Origin of the sequence: Enorma shizhengliae, assembly GCF_009676995.1 — a bacterium.
Classification (GTDB): Bacteria; Actinomycetota; Coriobacteriia; order Coriobacteriales; family Coriobacteriaceae; genus Enorma; species Enorma massiliensis.
The window spans coordinates 105,167-125,359 of record NZ_VTFZ01000003.1; the positions used below are offsets into that span (position 1 = coordinate 105,167).

Below are 20,193 nucleotides of genomic sequence, written 5' to 3' on the forward strand. Positions count from 1 at the left end.
ATTCTCCCCTGTTAGTTACTTTCATCTACATAAACGTAGCCAGCATAATCCTGACGCTGATGGAATATGCAAACGATGTACACCGTATCTTCCTTCACCAGATATAGAACCACATAGCTCATGATGGCAAAAGACCCATAGCCCGCCTCAGCCAAACTGGTATCGGGACAGAGTGGCCGTGAGAATGGAAACAGCTGGATGCTATGCGCTCGCGCGTCAAGTTCGTCCATGAACTTCAAAGCAGCTGCCGGCGAGCCCGCGTCGCGAGCAAGATAGCGTACGATGTCTTCTTCATCGCGTCGAGCAGATTCCAATATCTCGAGCTTATAGGCCATACTTCTCCCTGAGTTCACGAGAGAATGTATCGTAATCGCTATACTTACCCTCAGCCAGTTCTCGCTCTGCCTGGAAAACAATATCGTATAACTTCATACGGGCCAGCTCCTGCTTGATGCCCTCGTAGGCATCACTCGTCATGACCACGAACTCGTCTCGGCCGTTCTTCGTAACGGTTACGGGACCGTCCGCGTTGCGGACGGTCTCGCTGAACTTTGCCGTATCCTTCATGTCGCGTACGGGAACGCAGGTAGCCATAGGAACCTCCTCGTCATTGTGGCCTTATTGTACCACGCTCGACGAAAAGCTATTTGAGTGACTGCTTGACGTACGCCCCGTCGGCCACCTTGCGCAGATGCGCGCCGTAGACGCTCTTGCCGTAGCGCTCCGCACAGGCCACGAGCGTGTCGCGGTCGATCCAGCCGTTCTCGTAGGCGATCTCCTCGAGGATGGAGACGGGCGTGTCCTGAGCGCGCTCCACGGCGCGCACGAACTCGCCGGCTTCGTAGAGCGACTCCATGGTGCCGGTATCGAGCCAGGCGTAGCCTCGCCCGAGGGTCACGACGCTGAGCGAGCCGTCCTCGAGGTACATCCGGTTGAGGTCGGTGATCTCGAGCTCGCCGCGCGCGGAGGGCGTGACCCGCTTGGCGCGCTCGGCAACGTCGCCCGGGTAGAAGTAGAGGCCGGTGACGGCGTAGCTTGACTTGGGGCTCTCCGGCTTCTCCTCGATGGAGACCGCGCGGCCGTCCGAATCGAACTCCACGACGCCGAAGCGCTCGGGGTCGTCCACGTGGTAGCCGAAGACGGTGGCGAGGCCCTTCCCCGCGTTCGCGACGGCGCGGCGAAGGTGCCTGCTGAGGCCGTTGCCGAAGAAGATGTTGTCGCCGAGCACGAGGGCGCAGGGCTCACCCGCGATGAAGTCCTCGCCGATGAGGAAGGCCTGGGCGAGACCGTCCGGCGAGGGCTGCTCGGCATAGGAGAGCGAGATGCCGAAGTCGGAACCGTCGCGCAGCAGGCGTTGGAAGTTGGGCAGGTCCGTCGGCGTCGAGATGATAAGGATGTCGCGGATGCCCGCCATCATGAGGACAGAGAGCGGGTAGTAGATCATGGGCTTGTCGTAGACCGGCAGCAGCTGCTTGCTGGTCACGAGCGTGAGCGGGTACAGGCGCGTGCCCGAGCCGCCGGCGAGGATGATGCCTTTCATGCGAAGCCTTTCGTTCGAGAAGCCACGAAAACTGCTCTAATCATAGCCGCATCGCGCCCACCCGTTCACTCCGTATGCAATAAATCAGGCTTCCTCGATAATCCAGCCATCAGCGGAGACTCTCGGACAACCTATGACTCACCTCACGGTTCGGTATGCCAAGCGTATAAACCCGACTTTCACGATCATACGCCTTAATCGTCACGTACCCGGTCTGGTACAAAATCGCCAATGGAGAGGACGCTGCCTCTATAGGGACGTCGAATTCAGAGGCAAGGACATCTCGCTCCTGCAAGTCGGCAAGCTGCCAGCCTTGCGAAGAGATAAGCTGGAGCAAAAACGTCGGGGTGCCGGAGGCATACCAATACGACCCAATTTCCCCTTGTGCAAACGCATAGAGCAGACTGAACGGATTGTAGATGTCGGGCGAGGGTTCGCAGAAATGGTATCCGTCGTAATGGTCTTTGAGTCGAACCGCAACAGAATTGGTTTGCTCCCCCATCCGCTCTGCCAGCAACGCAATGTCTTGCTGCATCTCGCCCATCAACTCGTCCTGCGTTATGCCGCACAACGCCGCATAGGCGGGCTCCCTGCTTATATCACGCAAGTTATTAAGTTCGCTGAATATGCCCAGCTGGCTAAACTTCGTTATGCCGGTAAGAAACACAAATCGCAGGTGCTCGTCGCACGCCTTGAGCGGCATGAAAAACTCGCGCATGACCTCTCGAACCGGCTCGAGTAAATGAGGCTCATCGATAACGTTGAGCAAAGGGGCGTCGTATTCATCGACGAGCACGACAACACGGCAGCCACTCTGTTCGTGGGCGCGCTCGATGAGCGAATGCAGGCGGCCGCCGAGTGTGGTCGCTCCATCGGTGCCAAACCGTCGCTCCAGACGCTGCAGAGCCTCCGAGAGGCCGGCTCTCAGCTCATCAACGCTCTTTGTCTTGATAGTGCTCAGGTCGATACGAAACACCGGATACGAAACCCAATCGCTTTCAAGCGCGGCGACCTCGAGGCCTTCGAACAGCTCCTTTCGCCCCTCGAAGTACGACTGCATGGTAGAGACGAGTAGCGACTTACCAAACCGACGGGGACGGCTCAAAAAGAAGGCCTCCCCGCTTTCGTGAGCAAGGCGGTAGACGAAGGCGGACTTGTCGATATACACATACGACTGCTCGCGAATCTCGCTGAACGTTTGAATCCCCGCGGGATAACGTCGCTCCGATGTCACGGCCATTGGTAACCCGCCTTTCCTTAGAGCCTTTCGTTCAATATAAAGTGTTTGCATGATTCGGTGCAGCAGCGTTGCAACCCCCAGTTCTAAGCGATCTATTTACCTCCACGCTTTTCCCGAAATCATTTTACTTTCATTTTATGTTCTACGTATAATGAGAGTGAAACGATGGAGGTGGTCCGTGGACACTAAGATGATGGCCGACATTACAATCGAGGTTTTCGGGGATACTATTGAACTAGGAGACCCCTCGTTCATTGTGGCAAAAATACCGCGCATTGCATCGGAGAACTTTTACCTCAGAGACGCATGGCTCGGCGATGAGAAAGAGAATGCCTTCATCGCTGCCATAGCGACGGATTACCCCTCCCTCATTAGTTCGAGAAACCTCGTGGCAGCAATAGGTGCCATTGATCCCAAGCCTGTCGTCATTTGCCTCGAATCCATTGACTCCGGCCTTCGAAACGCATACTACAAGGAGGGCATATCGTTTGCCTCTGAGGATGGAAACGCTTACCTGCCTTTTCTTAAGATACAGCAAACCCCAGCCGCAACGCGACGCAAACCGGAACCCCTCTCACCGCAGGCGCAGCGAATCGTTCTCAATCTCATCGCAGGTAGGTGGGATGGCCATTCCGCATCGGAGCTCGCTGAACTTACCAACAAGAGCAGAGCAAGCGTTACCAAGTATCTCAAGGAGATTGAAGCGATCTGCCCTTCTCTCTTGAAAGCCTCATGGCGAGTCCGCGCGCTCGGAAACCCTGGATATTCAAAAGACGAGCTACTCGACATGTTTGAGCCTTATCTCAAATCCCCCATTAAAAGGGTAATTCGGCTTTCGCATCCGACCACCATCGATGAGCTGCAGGCCCTGCAACCAAAGTTCACCGGAATGAGCGCACTGCCGTTTTTCTCTGATTTGGCGCATGACACGTCGCAGATAATGATCATGATTGACCAAGAAGGCGCAGCTTCGCTACAAGCAAAGATGGGAAGCGTGTGGAAAGAAGTCGCCTGGAATGAAGAGCCTGCGTTCGTCATCGAAGAATGGACGTACCCCCTCGATGCCACATCGGATCGAAGCACCGCCGCAACGGGGCTCGCGTGCGTTGACCCCTTTTCACTCTACGCAGAACTTATCAATGATGAGCACGATGACCCACGCATACACGATGCAATCGATCAATTGAGGGAGCAGCTATGCCAACAGTAAACGGAATCGAGGCGTTTAGGGACGCCATGGCCAGCCATAACGACGAATACGTCCTCATCGGAGGCGGAGCATGCAGCATCCTATTCGATGCGGTGGGCGATTCATTCTGAATGACGAAAGGCCTCGACATTATCGTGCTGACCGATGTCAGAGGAGGCAGCGGATTCGCGGGCGACCAGTAGACGTTCCTCAATTGCGCACAGCGATAAGGCCCCCTCTAAAAACTATGAGTTCTTCGAAAGTGAAAACTGAGATTTCCATTCTTCAATTGCGTCAAGGGGTAAATCGATGTGCGTTTCCTGGGGAGAATTAATCCACTGCTCAAGCGCACCAGAATGAATCTTTGAGCGTTCGAGCACCGGAAGATTGGTATCGGCACCAATCTGACGAGCCCGGTTGTCCACCGTAATAACAAGCGTCCTATGCGCTTTGTTCAAACAGCGAATACCAGCGTGAAGTCGCGTGCCAACGTAGTCAAGATCAGGGTCAGCAAGCACAGCGTCAAGATCACGAATACTCGGTCCGATGAGTTCGAATTCATTCAAATCAACAATTTGACTCAAGCACCAGTCAATGTCATGACTGCCCTGCACCCAGATCGTAACGTGTTCATATTCTTGTTGAAGAATCTTCAACATTTCCAAGTCTTCTTCTGGAGAGAAGCAGTAATCGGTAATAGATGTCAGGACCCGTCTCCCCTTCTTCTTTGGTATCTGTGATAGCAGCTCGGGCGTAAGGCTCCACATGGTTGGACATGCAGTATTGACAACATTATTGAAACCGATGCTGTTCAGATATTGTTTTGCCCGTTCGTCACGAACAGAGTGCAGCATGTTTTGAGAAAGCAACGTATGGTAAAGCAGCTTGGTATACAGAGACGACTCTTGTTCAATGCCCACATCAGACAGTCCTGTCCCGAGCAGGCAAACGTTCTGATAACTGTGCAGATCATTCGGAAGCGCCCATTGGACCTGTTCTTCCATATTTTTCCAAATGATATTTGTTCCGCAAAGAATCTTGACCTTGTCCGCCAGGCGCTCGCTTTCCTCCACGTAATAGTGAGTGGGGATTCGTTTGAGCCCTACCCCTCCCCAGAGGGAAAAGCACACGGAATCGCAGGCTTGCATGATAATCTGGTCACCGCTGTTCTCACTGCCAAGAGCAGTGTCAAGCAGCACAACATCAGCGGCAGAAGCATACTCCGCACGCCTTCGGCGCATTCGGGCGCTGAGAACCCTATGCCATCTTGATATTCCGTCCCGTTCCATTCTGCCCCTAAAAGTCGAATCTCCATCTACGGTCGGCAAGCTAAACTTAACCCTAAGGACATGCCTCAATGCGACCCGAGCCGTAAAGCACCGACTTCGATATGATATTTGTTAGAGGGGTCTACGAATAGCCGGACGTGAAAAGACCATGACGCTTGAGAGGTTGAAATGGAAGGGAAGAGAATCGCCTGGTGCACTCCGCTGCCATCAAAAGGAGCAGGGGGCTTCAGAACAATCATTCAGAATGCACGCGCACTTGAGCGTTGCGGCTGTACGTCCGACTTCTACTTCATCCCGAATTTAAACAGGCCTGCAGACGAGAACCAGATAAGAGAATGGCTAAAAGATTGGTATGACTATGAGCCTGATCACGTTTACTCTGGGGAGGTCTACTTCGCGGAAACATACGACCTCGCCATAGCAACAGCGTGGGACACAGCAGCTTTTGTCGCTGATCAAAGCTGCAAACATAAGGCCTATTTCGTCCAAGATTACGAACCTATGTTTTTCCCCGTTGGTACGGAATATCTAGAGGCTCAAGAATCCTATTCGCTTGGACTCACCCCTATCACCATTGGTAGATGGCTGGCAAGACAGTGCCAAAAGATGTGCGACAAAGAGCCATTTGTTACCGATTTCGGTGCTGATCTATCAGTTTATCGGCAGCTAGACACTTCAGAAAAAAACTATGCTATTTGCGCAATTTACCAGCCAGAAAAGCCCAGGAGAGCAAGCACCCTCCTCCTAGAAGCCCTTGCCATTGTTAAAGACATGTGTCCGGAGCTTACTATTTACCTCTTCGGAAGCGAGCAAGCTCTACCAGCCAATTCACCTTTTGTTAACCTAGGGATTCTTCCTATCGAACAATGCAACCTGCTTTACAACTCTTGTTTGTGCGGTATTTCGATGAGTACATCAAATCCTTCACGTATCCCCTTCGAAATGATGGCATCAGGCCTACCTGTCATAGATTTGTTGCTCCCAAACAACCTTTTCGATCTGCCTTCTTCGGCAGTCAAGCTTACAAAACCAAACGCCGCTTCGCTAGCAGGGACGATAGTTGATTTGCTTAAAGACAAGCAGCAACTAAAGGAGATGTCGATTGCAGGCCCAGCATATATGCAAAGTAGAAACATTGAATGCGAGGGGATTCAGTTTGCATCGGCATGCAAATCAATTCTTGAGGATGCCCCCTCCACCCATGTTGAGTATCAGCCAATTAATCGCGATGTAGAGTCCAACGCAAACGAAATAATGAATATCCTTGCAAGAGACAAGCGAAGGCAAGTGATAAAAGAAGCCGCGGTCCAGGCCCGACCCGCCTCATGCCCGAGCAAGCAACTGCATATCTCACTTACAGGAGTTAACGACCACCCGCTAGAAATAAGAGTAGCCTGTTGGAGCGACCCCCTTCAAAAAGATATTGTTTGGGAGTACATGACCCCTCATGAGGAAAAATGGGAATGCAACGTTCTACTTTCAGAAATGAAAAGCCAACCGTCTCTTTTTCACTTTCATTTCTATATCAAACATAGCGACAGCAAAGAGCCGGAATTTTTTGTCTCATTTGATAAGCCGTTGATTTTGCTTCCTGTAACAGTAACATCGAGAGAGGACTTTCCCACTGAATGCAGGATACCAATTGCGGGCAGCTCGAACCGAATGGAGTGCACCCTGAAAGCAATTTGTCCACAGCTAGAACACGGAAAGCGAGCGTCGCAAAAGGAGCAGGATGACACGCTCCAGCCGCACCGGAGCCTTTCCGGCGCAATGCGTCACGCGGCACGAAGCCTCTTCGGTCGCAGAAGATAGACCGCATAGCTTGCTTTCAAATTCGGCACCGCCGATCAAAGACCGACGGTGCCGATTAAACTAATTGAGCCCGCCCAACCAGTCTGCCGCGCGTCAGCGCCGGACACAAAACAAGCATCCCGATCATTTTTGTAGAATCAGATCCTCGATTTCAGAAATAAAAGGATACGGATCGGGGCACTCAAGGTAGCTCTTCAAGACGTTTCCACACGTCGCCTCGCTTTTGAAATCAGAGCAGATGTCATGAAGCGCGGAAGACACTTCATGAGGTGTCGCACGATGCAAGGAAGTAATATTAGGGCTAAAGTACGACAAATCCTTGCAATCGTATTGATTAGTCACCACTTGGACCCCGAATGCCGCCATCTCCAAAGGCGGATAGCTTGGATGAGGGGAAACCATCAGCGAGAGTCCAGCATAGGACTCAGAAAGCAGGACAGCATAATCATCAAGGCTCAATTTACCTACGGAAGATAAGTACCGGCCTTCGGCGAGAAGCACCGGCGGATGTTGCTCGCCAGCAGACAGGAAATCCCACTGCTTGGCAGTTTCATCCGTTTTAATCCAACGACGCAGGGACTCGACAACAAGCTCAAAGGCATTGCGCGGCGTGCCGGGCCTGCCGTATACGAGCACTTGCTTGCGCTTTGCCACTAATCCGTGATGCTCACTAAGCTTTTCGGCCAATCTCTTATTAAGAAATGGGTCGAACACGTACTCTCTCTCGAAAGATATATGATTGTCAGCAAAATAGCTTTTAAGCTCTCGTGAGTTAAAAACGGCAATAATGGGAACATCGCTTTGATAAGTCGACTTAGCCAGCACGTATTCTGACGACCACGCATAAAAACCTGGCTCATAATCCTGAATGAGATAAATCAAGGGGTTAGTTTTGATGCCATCGCACAGACCCTGCTGACGCAGCGCCTCATCTTGGAAGCAGTAAGCCGACCACCAAGAGGTAGCAATGAACCAATCATTCGCTGACACAGGAAGGGAGCTGCGCTCGCGCTTGCTCGCAGCAACAACCTGTTTTGGACAATCCGAATCATTCCCCAGCTCAATAATAGAGTAGTCTGGAAATCGCTTTGACACGTCACCGGAACGGGGGATACTGTCGAGAACTATAATCCGTGCGTCTATATTCGTATCAGAGATAATCCTTTCAAAAAAATTGAGCGCAGTGGAGATGCCTCCAAAAACATCTTCTTGATTAACCGACGGAATCAATAAGTTGAGCCTAGCTGAAACAGGCCTCGTGGTTTTAACGAAGCTAAGGGGTCGAATTGCTGAAAGCTCCACCCACATATCATCGCGCGCCTCACGCACCATTCTCTCTTTTCTAGAAATGACACGAGGCTCACACGACAGGTAGTCGAGATTGCGGTTATAGTAGGGATCTCCAGAAGCAAGATAAGGGCGATACATTGCTTTAGAGAGTCTAAAATCGACCTCAGGAATATCTTTGGCATCACGGGTCTTTGACTCATAGTGAGTCAATCTAACCTGAGAATCATATAGGTTTCGCATCCCGAACTTTGTCGCGCGAAGACAAATCTCAACATCGCTTCCACAGACGATGAATTCTTCGTCAAAACCACCAATCTGGTTGATAGTATCGCGTGAAAGAGCCATACAGGCACCGGTAACTGCGGAAACATTACGCGAAACCATAGGCGATATATAGGGGTTGCCGTTATGAACCGGCGGCATTCCCTTGTAGACATGATCTGCCCATCCACCCATTCCAATTACGACGCCAGCATGCTGGATTGTTCCATCAGGATAGAGCAGGAGCCCACCAACCGCTCCAATTTCTGGCCGCAAGGCATTTTCAACAAGCCTTGTAAGCCAATCACGTGTCTGGATTGTCACATCGTTATTCAAGAAGACGAATACGTCTCCGGTTGCCTCACGAATCCCGTGATTATTGAGCTTCGACCAATTAAATTGGTAATGCGCAGGAATAACGCGTAGATTATCGTGTTTAGACTGAATCTCATCAAAGTATTGCTTTGATTGCGGATCAACTGAATTGTTGTCTAGAATGATAATCTCGAAATTCGAATAATCGGTCATCTCGAAAATACTCGAGATTGCCGCATCCAGGTCATCGATATGATCCTTGGTCGGAATAATAATGGACGCTCTGGTTTTCTCCGGGATAGGATATCGGACATCATAGACGAACAGGTTTTCCGTCTCGCCTACACGGCACTCCCCCAAACCATACCGCTTGTTCAAGTAATCTTGAATTGCGGCTTGGCCCGCGATTTGGGCATACGGTTTCGAATCGGGATTGCTCGCCGTTGAGCTCTCGATAGCCCGCCACGAATACAGCACTTTAGCAATGTGCTGGATAGATTGCGTTTTAAGCATCATCCGCAATAGCAAATCATAGTCCTGGCTGCCATTATATTCAGACCGAAAACCACCCACTTCGTTGAATAGGGAGCGACGGAAGGCAAGCAAATGGCCGACGTACATTTGCGAGAGGAGGAGATCCGGCGACCAATCAGGTTTATGCAAGACGGCCACACGCTGATCGTTCTCGTTTATCACATCGTTATCGGAATAAATAACATCCGCATGAGATACTGATGCGCAAGCAAAGAGCTCCTGAAGTGCGTTTCGTGCGATCATATCATCGTTGTCCATAAGGACAACGTAATCACCGGAAGCGAGAGAGGCTGCGGCGTTTGACGCTTTGGAAATACCCTGGTTCTCATCAAGAAGAGTGACTTTGATTCTGTCAGATTGCTTTAAAAGCAGATACTCCCTTATTCGATGATCAGAGGAGGCATCGTCAGCTATGCACAGCTCCCAATTGCGGTAAGACTGATTCTCAATAGATTCAACTGCCTTGCTGAGCCATTTAATATCAACGTTATACACGGGCATGACGATTGAGAACGTCAAATCGCCCTCAATCGTACCAGGCTCGGGCGCATCTTCTGGAACGTCGACATTATTAAGCACGAGCTCTTGATGGAAACGATCGTGCAATCCCACCAGCCCATATTTAACGCCATACTTAGCGGCCTTTATGAAGCTACCCGGCTGATTGGAGGCCAGGTTTAAAAGGCGTTTCGCTGTATCGATTTTGCTCATCAACAACTCCAAATATGCTCTTAATGTAAATCAAACGCCATAACTATATGACGATTTTGGCATCATCACCAACAGACCCCAGAACTCCTTTGGGAAAGGATAACTCATGTCGATTGATGAGGCCTACATCCGAAAAAGCAATGATTTGCAGAGGGCAGTTGCATAACACTTAATTTGCATTTCTATACCATAGCCAAGCGTTCTGTCCTGTTTCCCGCTTCAGAACCAGGTGATTATGTAAACGTTGCAACTGAAGCTAATCGACGCGAGGCATGCAAGACATTCGGTCGCCCGCCGTCTCTGCTAGAATGGCCTCAATTATTCCCGAGAACTTGAGGTATTTATGGTAATCGAGTCTCAGCACTCTTGGAAATCTTTTTCCTTGCAGGGTTTTTCGAAGAGAGAACGCATGGCTGCGATATTGCTTGGCGCTTTGACGGCTATAGCCATCGTAATCTGCGCTGCATCACATGATATATACGCGGCAATCTTTTATGCCCTTGTGCTTATATTCCTTTATTCCGCTTCAATAAGAACGTACTGGCTATACTCCCATCAACTTTTCCAAACGTATGGAGCCTCTAAAACCCGCAATATCTTCGTCGCGATCCTTGCCATTTCCATTTTGCTTGGAGTGGTTTTAGAAGGATTGACTCTGATCGGAAGCCCTCTCTCTTCGCCCCCGCAATTGCCCAGTTGGAATCTTAAGCGTCTTGTCGCTTTCTTTTCGCTGTGCTTTTTCGTTAGCACCTACGCATTCGCTCACTTCCTCTCGCAAACAAACAATTACTCCCAGGCCAGCATCTCAAAATGTAATGTATCGTCTAATTTCAAAGCGCCATTAATCGCCGCATTTCTTATTGTTGTCGTTGCTGCCGCAGCGCTGTTGTCGGGCATTTTCCCATGGAGGCTATCAGAATCGGTTAATAGGGTATTATTCTTAGCAATTTGCATCCTAGTTGTTGTCATAACTCTAGTTATGCTTAAGCAGAAAGGGTCGAATCGCCCTGAACTCATCTTCTTGACTGTAGCTCTGGTGAGCGGGACCTTTTTGTGTTTTGCCCTTCCCCCAGTTACTGCCATCTCTCCAGACGATCAAATTCACTTTGATCGAAGCCTCGGACTTTCCTATCTTGGAAGAAGCGAATACTCCGACTCAGAAATCCAGCTTGCCAACGTTCCTTGGGTAATTGACAGCGTCGTCCAATTTAATGATTTGGACAAAGTAATTGACGAATTGGATTCCAGCCATTCGAAGGCTATAGAAACCGGTAACCTGCACGCCCTTGATGGTTTCTATTCGCCTGTCGCCGTATCCTCGCTTCTCAACATTGCCTTTATCGGATACATTCCCTCAGCAATAGGCCTATGGCTAGGTCGTTTACTCGGCCTACCGCTAACAGGCATAGTTATATTGGGACGATGGGCAAACCTTCTTTCATACTGCGGCGTCTTTTATTTTGCAATTAAGAATATTCCGAGCAAAAAGACACTTATGACAGTTATAGCGCTGCTGCCAACCAGCCTCTATTTGGCTTCAAATTATTCATATGACCCCTGGGTGATTTCCATGTTGGCGCTAAGCTTCTCAAATCTTTATAGGGAACTCTCAAAAACAGATAAAGCGATAACTCTTGACGGTGTTGCCACCGTCTGCTTGCCCATGTTGCTCGGTCTTTGCCCCAAGGCTGTTTACTTCCCCGTCATTGGGCTATTGTTCCTTTTCCCAACGTCCAAGTTCCCCTCCCCATCCCACCGCAGAGTCTTCTTTGCAGGCGTGGTAATCTTTGGGGTTCTAGTTGTCAGCACATTCATATTGCCGCTATTTTTCTCTTCTGCTGCGATAGCAGGAGACGCACGTGGTGGAACAGATGTTAATTCTGGAGAGCAAATTGCGTTCATAATAAGTCACCCGATTGACTTTATAAAGACGCTCGTGGCATTTCTAGTCGACTACATCTCGCCCATTAACTCGGATCAGTATTCGATATCCTACTTTTATATGGGCACCCTTAGCACGGAGGTCAGGTGTTTTGCAACAATCCCGTTTGTCCTACTAATAGTCACAGCGCTCTTTGATGGACAGGGGACAACTAGACTTAACGCTGGTGCCATCGCATGGGTCCTGTTTATCGTTGCCTGCACTCTCGGTCTCGTCGCCACATCTTTATATCTTTCATTCACTCCAGTTGGGCTCAACTGGATTAATGGATGCCAAGCCCGCTATATACTTCCGGTACTATTTTTGCCGCTCGCTCTTATCAGAACAAGCAAGTCGGATACCAAAGGGGCTAAACCCGTCTCGATTCGGCATGCTCCGATTTTGACTGTGGGTGCATTATCGATAATATGCAATTTGGTTCTTGTTATCGCTCCATAGGAAGACCAATGAACTGTGGTTTATGAAGCCCCACCGGAATCCATAAATCACAGTTCTCAGCAATAGGAAATACGGCTCGCCCATCATCGAGTTAGTGAAGAACCAACCCGTACCAACTTTGACATACACACACCCTTTGCTACAAATCTCACTCTCTTTAAATTCGATGAAAGCAAAAGATGGCCCCTAGACATTGCATATGCCATCAAGTTATTGCAACGATTCATCGTCTCTCAATGCAAGCTCTTGAACAAGCAAATTGAACTTATCTCGCAGCTGAGCAAGCTTAACCGTCGTTGAAAAATCATGCATTACCATGAGTGCAATAACTGCGAGAAATACTAAATTCGAGGGTGATTCGAACCCAAATAAACGAGAAAGGGCGTAAGCGATCTGCGGAAAGACAGCAATTAGCACAAACCCAAACGCTAGCAACAGCCAGAATACCGAATCAAGAACTTGAAGTTGAGACTTTCTCAACTTCCTGACAATAAACACCAAAACCAAAGCTGCAGCCGCAATTAATAGAGCGCGGAGAGTAAGAGACATTGCCATCACCTAAACCACTGAACGAATAGAATCGAAACGCAGGCTCGAACCATATATGCTACGGATTTGGATAAGTTGAGGTAACTCTCCCCTGCTTGACGTTCTCTCATCTCAACCTGCACCTCACCAACCTTCGCCCCCTTGCGAATCAAGTATGCAAGCGACTCCGGTTCGGGGCTCAAATCTTTACTTGCTGCAAACTCCCTGATCATTCGGCTGTTATATAGCCTTAGACCAGAAGTTGGGTCCCTCACAAGATTCCCAGTGGTCAACTTAATGAGGGCTGTAATAAGACGGGATCCCATCATACGAGCTGAGTGCTCTTTCTTTTTCTCAACATAACGAGACCCAATAACAATATCCAAGTTGTCTTGAACGGCACGCTCTAACAATGTTTCCAAATACTCTGGTCGATGCTGCCCGTCAGCATCAAACTGAACAACATATTTATAGTTGTGCCTCAGGGCATACTTCATGCCAGTTCGAAAACCTTGAGTTAGTCCAAGATTAACGGGCAAATCAATAAAGCAATAACCGTTTTTTATGCAAATCTCACGCGTTCCGTCAGTTGAACCATCATTAACAACAACAAAATCAACGTTTTCTGTTCTCTCAATCAGCTCCTGAACCGTCGCCTCAAGAGAGCCTTCCTCGTTATATGCAGGAATAATTGCCAATAAACTGCTATTACCGCTCAAAATACTTCTTCCCTCTATTCCCTTCGTGCTTCAGCTACAAGTCTCTTCCAGCCGAATCTACAACAATCAATTTACTGTGTTCAGCTTCTCACTCGCCGAATAAACACGGTTCACCAATCGAGCGATTGACCTTGGCCAGAGCATTTCCAGAATCGAAAGAGTTTCTGCAGTCCGTATATCGTCCTCTAAATTCCTAGACGTAGCGGATCCAAGATATATTCTATGACCAACGAGGCGCTCCTTGATGTAAACAAAACGCCCGCTACAAGAAGCGAGATTAACCCATGTTTTATAGTCGCAGCTATCTTTCAAGGTCGTATCGAACACCGAGTCGCCAAGCAGTTCTTTATTAAGCGTGACGGCTGGGCAACAGATAGGACATCCGAATCTGAGTACGCTCTTCTTTATAAAAGACAATTTATTGAGACTAGATAGCCGAAAAGGATGATTCATTACTCGCTTTACACGTAACATCAGATTAGATTGCACAGGGCGGTCGTTTCTTATCTCATAATAATCTGAGAACGCAATCAAAACGTCCCGTAGTGGATACGCATTAAATGCAGAAAGAATCTCCTCCAAATAGGTTGACTCATAATTATCATCTTGGTGAACAATGGTAACGAGTGGCGTGTTTGCACAGTTATATCCGTAATTCCAGTCATCGCCAGCATAATGAGGCGATGGATTGACCACCATCTCGATCTGATGCTTATTGCATATGGCGCGAATATACTCATTGGGAGTCGACGTTGACACCAATATGGAGCTTTTAGTCGACTGCCGCTCTAGAGACGAAATCGTCTCTTCCAGATAATGATTTTCCTTATACGCACAGACAACAAATGTGTGGTCTGAAGCAGAATAACCTGCAGCTGTAGAATTCATGTTACCAATTTGCCTTAACCATAATCTGAAGAATCTTAGTATTGTCTCCCCATACACCCGGAGAATCATACGGCCTATCAGGATACGCTCCATACTCTAGTGAGATGCGCAGATGATTATCAGCGATGAAGCGTTCCATTCGCTCACCAAGCGACATCGGTGTCCCAGAACAGCAGTTAATTATTCCCAATACGTCATCTTGTAAAATCGACGCAACAATCTGCTTGGCCAGCTCTTTTACATCGAGAAAGTCGTATTTGTTCTTACCTGAAGTGAATGGAAACGTCTCCTGACCGGCAGCATCAGCACGCAGAAGCTTTCCGAACACAGACTGAGATCCAAAATCATCTCCTGTTATATAAAAGCCCCGAAGCCATTGAGCCTTAACGTTCATTTCGTCAGCAAGAAGCAGAAAAGCCTCCCTCAACGAGTTTTTAGCAATCCCGTAAAGGCTCTGGGGGGCACATGGAGTACCATCCGTAATTGGGCCCTCCCAGTATCCCACCTCATGCATACTTCCCATGACTGCAATGTGCGGAACTCCCTCATCCATAAGGAGCTTCAAAAATGCAAAGTGCGATGATAAATCAATCATATGGGATGGATGGTTGTGGAAAAACCCATTCCTCCAAGCCAAGTGCAGGCATACGTCAGGCACGCACGGAAGGCTATGCAACCAAGAGCCAGCATCAGCGAAACTGCCCACGATATAGTTCACATTAGACAGCTTGCGATCATTATCTATTTGGGTATCGAGCGCATACAGGGTTACCCCGGCTTCCTGCGCGAGAACTCGAACCACATGCGAACCAATATAACCAAAGGCCCCGGTTACCAATATATTTTTCACCTATAACCTCCTGCCCATTTTACTCTGTAAATCGTATCGTAATATCACCGTCTGGCACCTCAGGTGATTGCAAAAACAAACAAACACAAAAGCGGGAAGTCATGAAGAACCTCCCGCTTAACCTTTAACAATTAGATGTATGAACTATCTACCTACAGCTCGACCATCTAAATGTAATCTAACCGATGAACGGACGCAAAACTCCTCTTGGAGTCCCATTCCTATACACGTTTGTAATATGCACATCTCCATTTGCAGCTTCAATTATCTGGTCATTTCCTAAGTAAATTGCAACATGTCCAGGCCAGCTCACAATATCGCCCCTTTGACGTTGGGAGAAGCTCAGCTTCTGGAACTTGCCGTTATTCCACATGTAGTTAGCATATGCACTATGCCAACCACCGGAGAGACCAAGATAATAATGATCCCATGGATTCATTGGAGAGAGATCCATGCCAGTTGCGTACAGTGCTTGCATGACCAGTCCCGCGCAGTCAACACCAACACCAGGTGCGCACGAGTAGTCCCATCGATACGGCGTACCAAGATAATCCATAGAACGAGTGATCATGGCGTTGATGCACTCCTGCTTTGTGGCCTTATAAGAAATCGTCGACTCGCTTCTATAGCCAAAGATTCCCTCGCCCTGATGTGGAATGGCAACCGACTTGTTAGATACCTGATAATACCCAGCAGGATTTTGGAAGCCGATGTAAGGATATGTCGTCAAGCTGGCATTAATTGTCGAACCAGGGGCCTTACTCCCCTTTGGCAAAGCAATCATTTCAACGGACTGAACCTGGAGACTCAAGTTGGTTGTTCCAGCAAGAGCTCCATTTTTAGCCCAGCCCAGCCATCCAAAATCATTTACATAGACCCGGTACCAGATATCAGCGTAATTCTGTAAATCACCAGTAAAGCTCACCTTGATTCCCGAGAAGATAGCAGACTCAGAAAATGGGCCTGCATCACCACCGTCGACTTTTTGGTCGGTCCAACCATTTCCGGCAGCATATCCTTGAAACTGAACCGAGCCAGCCACAGGAGAATCCACAATCGATACGCTCAACGCATTAGCACCGCAGACGATAGAGCCGTTCCACGTGGATGCCTGTGCGCCATCAGAAGCGGCAACCCAGCCGCCTCCACCTTTTCGAACCGAATAACGGATCGACACGCGGTCTAATGCGGTCGACGCGGAAGCATACAACTTGGTGGACCCCGCATAAGTCGCCCACGTTCTCACATTATAGGTACCCCACTCGCCAAAGTCAGCGCCGGCCCGGACGTTCGCCGCCCAGGAGCCGTCTGCCTGCCTCTCGGCCTGGTACCAGCGGGAGGAGCCGGAGGGGGCGACGACCTCGAAGGCCACGTTCTTCGGGCTCAGCGTCCACCCCGAGGCAGCGAGCTCGAAGGAGGCCCCGGAGGCGGAGGCCTCGACTGAGGGCTCCGCCTCTTCCGCCGTCACGCGCGCAGACCCGTAGGACGCCGTCGAGCGCCCGTAAGTAGCGAACACGGTCGCGGTGTACTCCCCCCATTCGCCGAAGTCCGCGCCGGCGTCGGCTGCGGCCGCCCAGGACCCGTCGGACTGGCGGTACGCCTGGTACCAGCGGGAGGCGCCGGAGGGGGACCTGACCTCGAAGGAGACGTTCTTCGCCTGGAGCGCCCAGCCCGAGGCGGAGAGGGCGATCGAGCCGTCCTCGATCGAAGCGGACGCCGAGATGTCGCCGGCCGAGAACTCAGCCGAGGCGGTCGCCGTGACCGACGTGAAGCCGCCGAGCGTCGCCCAGGCCCTAGCGCTGTAGGAGCCTACCTCCCCCATGTCGGAGAACGCGGGCACCTCGGCCGTCCAGGAGCCGTCTTCCTGCCTCTCGGCCTGATACCAGCGGGAGGCGCCGGAGGGGGCGACGACCTCGAAGGAGGCGTTGGAGGGCTCGGCGCTCCAGCCGGAGACGGAGAGCTCGAGGGACTCGCCGGAGACCGCCGCGGACGCCTCGACGTCGCCGGCGGAGAGGGAGGCGGAGCCGTTTGCCATAACGCGCGTAGATGATCCGTAGGTGGCCCAAACCTTAACGCTATACTCACCCCAAGCTCCAAAGTCCTTCAAGGCCGAAATACTTGCCGTCCAGGAGCCGTCGGACTGGCGGTACGCCTGGTACCAGCGGGAGGAGCCGGAGGGGGCGACGACCTCGAAGGCCACGTTCTTCGGGCTCAGCGTCCACCCCGAGGCAGCGAGCTCGAAGGAGGCCCCGGAGGCGGAGGCCTCGACTGAGGGCTCCGCCTCTTCCGCCGTCACGCGCGCAGACCCGTAGGACGCCGTCGAGCGCCCGTAAGTAGCGAACACGGTCGCGGTGTACTCCCCCCATTCGCCGAAGTCCGCGCCGGCGTCGGCTGCGGCCGCCCAGGACCCGTCGGACTGGCGGTACGCCTGGTACCAGCGGGAGGCGCCGGAGGGGGACCTGACCTCGAAGGAGACGTTCTTCGCCTGGAGCGCCCAGCCCGAGGCGGAGAGGGCGATCGAGCCGTCCTCGATCGAAGCGGACGCCGAGATGTCGCCGGCCGAGAACTCAGCCGAGGCGGTCGCCGTGACCGACGTGAAGCCGCCGAGCGTCGCCCAGGCCCTAGCGCTGTAGGAGCCTACCTCCCCCATGTCGGAGAACGCGGGCACCTCGGCCGTCCAGGAGCCGTCTTCCTGCCTCTCGGCCTGATACCAGCGGGAGGCGCCGGAGGGGGCGACGACCTCGAAGGAGGCGTTGGAGGGCTCGGCGCTCCAGCCGGAGACGGAGAGCTCGAGGGACTCGCCGGAGACCGCCGCGGACGCCTCGACGTCGCCGGCGGAGAGGGAGGCGGAGGTCGAAGTAACTGAAATCGTAGTAAAGCCAAATGTTGCCCAAACAGAAACCGTGTATGTCCCATATGAGCTGAAGTCTTTGACTACACTAGGGTTAGCCGTCCACGACCCGTCAGACCGTTGATAAGCCTGATACCATTTCGTAGTTCCTGTCGACGAGGTAACAGCAAAGGCCACATTTTTAGGCGCAGTCGTAAAGCCAGATGTTGACAATGAAAGAGCATTACCGTTTGCCTGTGCCGAAAGCGTAACAGAGCTGCAATCCGGCACCCCATACCACCAGTTAAGATCTACGTTCCCCGATATACCAGAAACGCTTCCCGTACTCGTATACTGCCACATTGAGTAGCTTCCCGTATATGTACAGGTAGAGTTATACTGGGCCACCCAACGGTCCCACTTATTGAACGTTGAGCTTGTCAGGTAGTTGCGCCACCAGTTTAAGTTTGCGTACACGCCAACGGTGTATCCATTTGACTCAAGAACGGAAGCGAAGGAGCTCGCCATATCCGCAAATGTCTGCGCCCCACCCTGGATTTCACGATAATTGTTGTTATCGTCAACACCAGCGGGACGATGAGTGCTCGGATTCTCGTTTTCAAGATCGTAGTAAACAGGGAGTGACAAGTCGCTTGGGCTCACGCCAGCCTGCTGAAGGCGCGTAACCGTCCCCTGGCCTTCAAGTTTCGAACTTGCAGCATCCCACGCGTAGCTGTAAACGTAAACTCCGAATGGGACTCCATTTGCTTTGCAGCCTCTAACGTTGTTTACAAACTGCTTGTCAAGTGCAGAATCGCCATATCCCACGCGCAAGACAGCAAAATCAATACCGGCAGCTTTTACCTTCGCCCAATCAATGGTTCCATTCCACGTACTTACGTCAACGCCTTGGGCGCTTGCCCCAGACGGAGGAGTACTCATCGAATATAGCGAGACACCAGGGTTGACGTCAGTGCGGACAGTACCGTTTTCAAAGCGCCATGAATTCGCCATTGATTCATCGGCGGACAGCCCGGTGCTTTGGCTTGTCTCCTCATTGGCGGACTCTTCCGCGTCCGCAGCATTATCAGAAGCATCGTTGGAAGGCAGGTTCTGCACACCTGCATCTACGCTCGCCGACGAACCGTCTGCGCTCGCAGAATCGTCTGTGGAGTCATCCGCATCGCTTGAACCCTGGTCATTGGGTGCAGAGTTGCCGTTGTCACCCAATGGGCTCTCAGACCCATCAGCCGGCTCGCCAGCAGAATCTGGCGAGCCGGCAACCGAAACATCTTCCTGGCCCAAGGTGCTTGCATATATCGCAATCGGCTGCATTATCGACAGCCAACACAGCAAGCCAGCTAGAAAAGCGGCAACAATCCTCTTGGATCGCAGCATCTAAACCTCCAACGCCCTTAATTGACGCAGCGACATTCGCGCCTGCATCGTATTGTACAACGAGCGAGTTTAGCCCCAAAGGACAATGGCTAAAATGAGTTTAATCCAGTAGCATGATTTATTTTTGATCGAATAACGCCCGCCACGCTTGTCGCACGCTGAACAATTGAGCGACGATAAGGAAAGCGGACCAGCAGTTCCTCTATATCGGCCTCACTGGAAGCAAGTAATGACATGAACTCATCCCTATTCTCCCCAGCATTCGCTGAAAATTCCAATGACGGGTTCCCCCGCTTGATATCGTTGTAAGCAACCACAAAGCAAGACAGACTACTGCCTACCTCTTTGATTGCCTTGGACCCACGTTCTGTATGCACCACGACAGCAGAGGTTCCGTCGCTCCACTTTGCCATGGGCTT

The 20,193-nt window shown here is 51.0% G+C and carries 16 protein-coding genes and 1 pseudogene; 4 read left to right on the plus strand and 13 right to left on the minus strand.

What is annotated here, in order from left to right; genetic code table 11:
• Nucleotides 1–11: 11 nt before the first annotated feature.
• From GJE22_RS04125 to GJE22_RS04140, 4 genes are all read right to left on the minus strand, one after another.
• Nucleotides 12–335 carry a type II toxin-antitoxin system RelE/ParE family toxin gene (locus GJE22_RS04125; RefSeq protein WP_144688103.1) on the minus strand — a complete coding sequence of 108 codons (324 nt, stop codon included), beginning with the start codon at nucleotides 333–335 and terminating at the stop codon, nucleotides 12–14.
• On the minus strand, nucleotides 325–594 hold the full coding sequence (locus tag GJE22_RS04130; RefSeq protein WP_087185708.1) for a type II toxin-antitoxin system prevent-host-death family antitoxin: 270 nt from the start codon (nucleotides 592–594) through the stop codon (nucleotides 325–327). The genes GJE22_RS04125 and GJE22_RS04130 overlap by 11 nt, the downstream gene beginning before the upstream one ends.
• A gap of 49 nt (nucleotides 595–643) precedes the next feature.
• On the minus strand, nucleotides 644–1,540 hold the full coding sequence (gene rfbA, locus GJE22_RS04135) for a glucose-1-phosphate thymidylyltransferase RfbA (protein ID WP_144688102.1): 897 nt from the start codon (nucleotides 1,538–1,540) through the stop codon (nucleotides 644–646).
• 109 nt (nucleotides 1,541–1,649) lie between these two features.
• On the minus strand, nucleotides 1,650–2,780 hold the full coding sequence (locus tag GJE22_RS04140; protein ID WP_144688101.1) for an ATP-binding protein: 1,131 nt from the start codon (nucleotides 2,778–2,780) through the stop codon (nucleotides 1,650–1,652).
• A gap of 178 nt (nucleotides 2,781–2,958) precedes the next feature.
• Between GJE22_RS04140 and GJE22_RS04145 the strand changes: the two genes are divergently transcribed.
• A complete protein-coding gene (locus GJE22_RS04145) occupies nucleotides 2,959–3,990 on the plus strand; it encodes a hypothetical protein (RefSeq protein WP_144688100.1) in 1,032 nt (343 codons plus the stop codon).
• A complete protein-coding gene (locus GJE22_RS10165; protein ID WP_268878517.1) occupies nucleotides 3,978–4,100 on the plus strand; it encodes a hypothetical protein in 123 nt (40 codons plus the stop codon). Before GJE22_RS04145 ends, GJE22_RS10165 begins: the two co-directional genes overlap by 13 nt.
• Before the next feature lie 114 nt (nucleotides 4,101–4,214).
• Here the strand turns inward: GJE22_RS10165 and GJE22_RS04150 are convergent, their stop codons facing one another.
• Nucleotides 4,215–5,258, minus strand: coding sequence for a polysaccharide pyruvyl transferase family protein (locus GJE22_RS04150; protein WP_144688099.1), 1,044 nt, complete (start codon nucleotides 5,256–5,258; stop codon nucleotides 4,215–4,217).
• A gap of 168 nt (nucleotides 5,259–5,426) precedes the next feature.
• Here GJE22_RS04150 and GJE22_RS04155 point away from each other — a divergent pair, with 168 nt between their 5' ends.
• Nucleotides 5,427–7,070 carry a rhamnosyltransferase WsaF family glycosyltransferase gene (locus tag GJE22_RS04155; protein ID WP_144688098.1) on the plus strand — a complete coding sequence of 548 codons (1,644 nt, stop codon included), beginning with the start codon at nucleotides 5,427–5,429 and terminating at the stop codon, nucleotides 7,068–7,070.
• A 123-nt stretch (nucleotides 7,071–7,193) separates the two neighbouring features.
• On the opposite strand, the gene GJE22_RS04160 is transcribed toward GJE22_RS04155, so the two are convergent.
• Nucleotides 7,194–10,181 (minus strand): rhamnosyltransferase WsaF family glycosyltransferase, encoded by a 2,988-nt coding sequence (locus GJE22_RS04160; RefSeq protein WP_144688097.1) that lies wholly within the window; start codon nucleotides 10,179–10,181, stop codon nucleotides 7,194–7,196.
• 409 nt (nucleotides 10,182–10,590) lie between these two features.
• On the opposite strand from GJE22_RS04160, the gene GJE22_RS04165 reads away from it, so the two are divergent.
• The gene (locus GJE22_RS04165) at nucleotides 10,591–12,561 is read left to right on the plus strand and encodes a DUF2142 domain-containing protein (RefSeq protein ID WP_186297406.1); all 1,971 of its coding nucleotides are present in this window, start codon (nucleotides 10,591–10,593) and stop codon (nucleotides 12,559–12,561) included.
• Nucleotides 12,562–12,771: 210 nt separating this feature from the next.
• On the opposite strand, the gene GJE22_RS04170 is transcribed toward GJE22_RS04165, so the two are convergent.
• The 7 genes and pseudogenes from GJE22_RS04170 to GJE22_RS10170 all read right to left on the minus strand — a co-directional run bounded on the left by GJE22_RS04170 (nucleotide 12,772) and on the right by GJE22_RS10170 (nucleotide 20,187).
• Nucleotides 12,772–13,110, minus strand: coding sequence for a DUF2304 domain-containing protein (locus GJE22_RS04170; RefSeq protein WP_144688095.1), 339 nt, complete (start codon nucleotides 13,108–13,110; stop codon nucleotides 12,772–12,774).
• Between the two features lie 5 nt (nucleotides 13,111–13,115).
• The gene (locus tag GJE22_RS04175; protein ID WP_144688094.1) at nucleotides 13,116–13,808 is read right to left on the minus strand and encodes a glycosyltransferase family 2 protein; all 693 of its coding nucleotides are present in this window, start codon (nucleotides 13,806–13,808) and stop codon (nucleotides 13,116–13,118) included.
• Nucleotides 13,809–13,874: 66 nt separating this feature from the next.
• A complete protein-coding gene (locus GJE22_RS04180; RefSeq protein WP_144688093.1) occupies nucleotides 13,875–14,696 on the minus strand; it encodes a glycosyltransferase in 822 nt (273 codons plus the stop codon).
• A 1-nt stretch (nucleotide 14,697) separates the two neighbouring features.
• Nucleotides 14,698–15,546 carry an NAD-dependent epimerase/dehydratase family protein gene (locus tag GJE22_RS04185; protein WP_144688092.1) on the minus strand — a complete coding sequence of 283 codons (849 nt, stop codon included), beginning with the start codon at nucleotides 15,544–15,546 and terminating at the stop codon, nucleotides 14,698–14,700.
• A gap of 178 nt (nucleotides 15,547–15,724) precedes the next feature.
• Nucleotides 15,725–18,574 carry an NlpC/P60 family protein gene (locus tag GJE22_RS10230; RefSeq protein ID WP_328597178.1) on the minus strand — a complete coding sequence of 950 codons (2,850 nt, stop codon included), beginning with the start codon at nucleotides 18,572–18,574 and terminating at the stop codon, nucleotides 15,725–15,727.
• Nucleotides 18,575–18,712: 138 nt separating this feature from the next.
• A pseudogene (locus GJE22_RS10290) lies at nucleotides 18,713–19,774 on the minus strand (glycoside hydrolase family 25 protein); the annotation flags it as partial.
• Nucleotides 19,775–19,863: 89 nt separating this feature from the next.
• A complete protein-coding gene (locus GJE22_RS10170; protein WP_407923527.1) occupies nucleotides 19,864–20,187 on the minus strand; it encodes a hypothetical protein in 324 nt (107 codons plus the stop codon).
• Between the last annotated feature and the right edge of the window lie 6 nt (nucleotides 20,188–20,193).

Excerpts from the sequence above, each read along its gene's own strand:
- GJE22_RS04155 (WP_144688098.1), top strand. The coding sequence starts at position 5,427 with ATGGAAGGGAAGAGAATCGCCTGGTGCACTCCGCTGCCATCAAAAGGA.
- GJE22_RS04140 (WP_144688101.1), bottom strand. The coding sequence starts at position 2,780 with ATGGCCGTGACATCGGAGCGACGTTATCCCGCGGGGATTCAAACGTTC.
- rfbA (WP_144688102.1), bottom strand. The coding sequence starts at position 1,540 with ATGAAAGGCATCATCCTCGCCGGCGGCTCGGGCACGCGCCTGTACCCG.
- GJE22_RS10170 (WP_407923527.1), bottom strand. The coding sequence starts at position 20,187 with ATGGCAAAGTGGAGCGACGGAACCTCTGCTGTCGTGGTGCATACAGAA.
- GJE22_RS04180 (WP_144688093.1), bottom strand. The coding sequence starts at position 14,696 with ATGAATTCTACAGCTGCAGGTTATTCTGCTTCAGACCACACATTTGTT.
- GJE22_RS04160 (WP_144688097.1), bottom strand. The coding sequence starts at position 10,181 with ATGAGCAAAATCGATACAGCGAAACGCCTTTTAAACCTGGCCTCCAAT.
- GJE22_RS04170 (WP_144688095.1), bottom strand. The coding sequence starts at position 13,110 with ATGTCTCTTACTCTCCGCGCTCTATTAATTGCGGCTGCAGCTTTGGTT.
- GJE22_RS04130 (WP_087185708.1), bottom strand. The coding sequence starts at position 594 with ATGGCTACCTGCGTTCCCGTACGCGACATGAAGGATACGGCAAAGTTC.
- GJE22_RS04150 (WP_144688099.1), bottom strand. The coding sequence starts at position 5,258 with ATGGAACGGGACGGAATATCAAGATGGCATAGGGTTCTCAGCGCCCGA.
- GJE22_RS04125 (WP_144688103.1), bottom strand. The coding sequence starts at position 335 with ATGGCCTATAAGCTCGAGATATTGGAATCTGCTCGACGCGATGAAGAA.
- GJE22_RS10165 (WP_268878517.1), top strand. The coding sequence starts at position 3,978 with ATGCCAACAGTAAACGGAATCGAGGCGTTTAGGGACGCCATGGCCAGC.
- GJE22_RS04165 (WP_186297406.1), top strand. The coding sequence starts at position 10,591 with ATGGCTGCGATATTGCTTGGCGCTTTGACGGCTATAGCCATCGTAATC.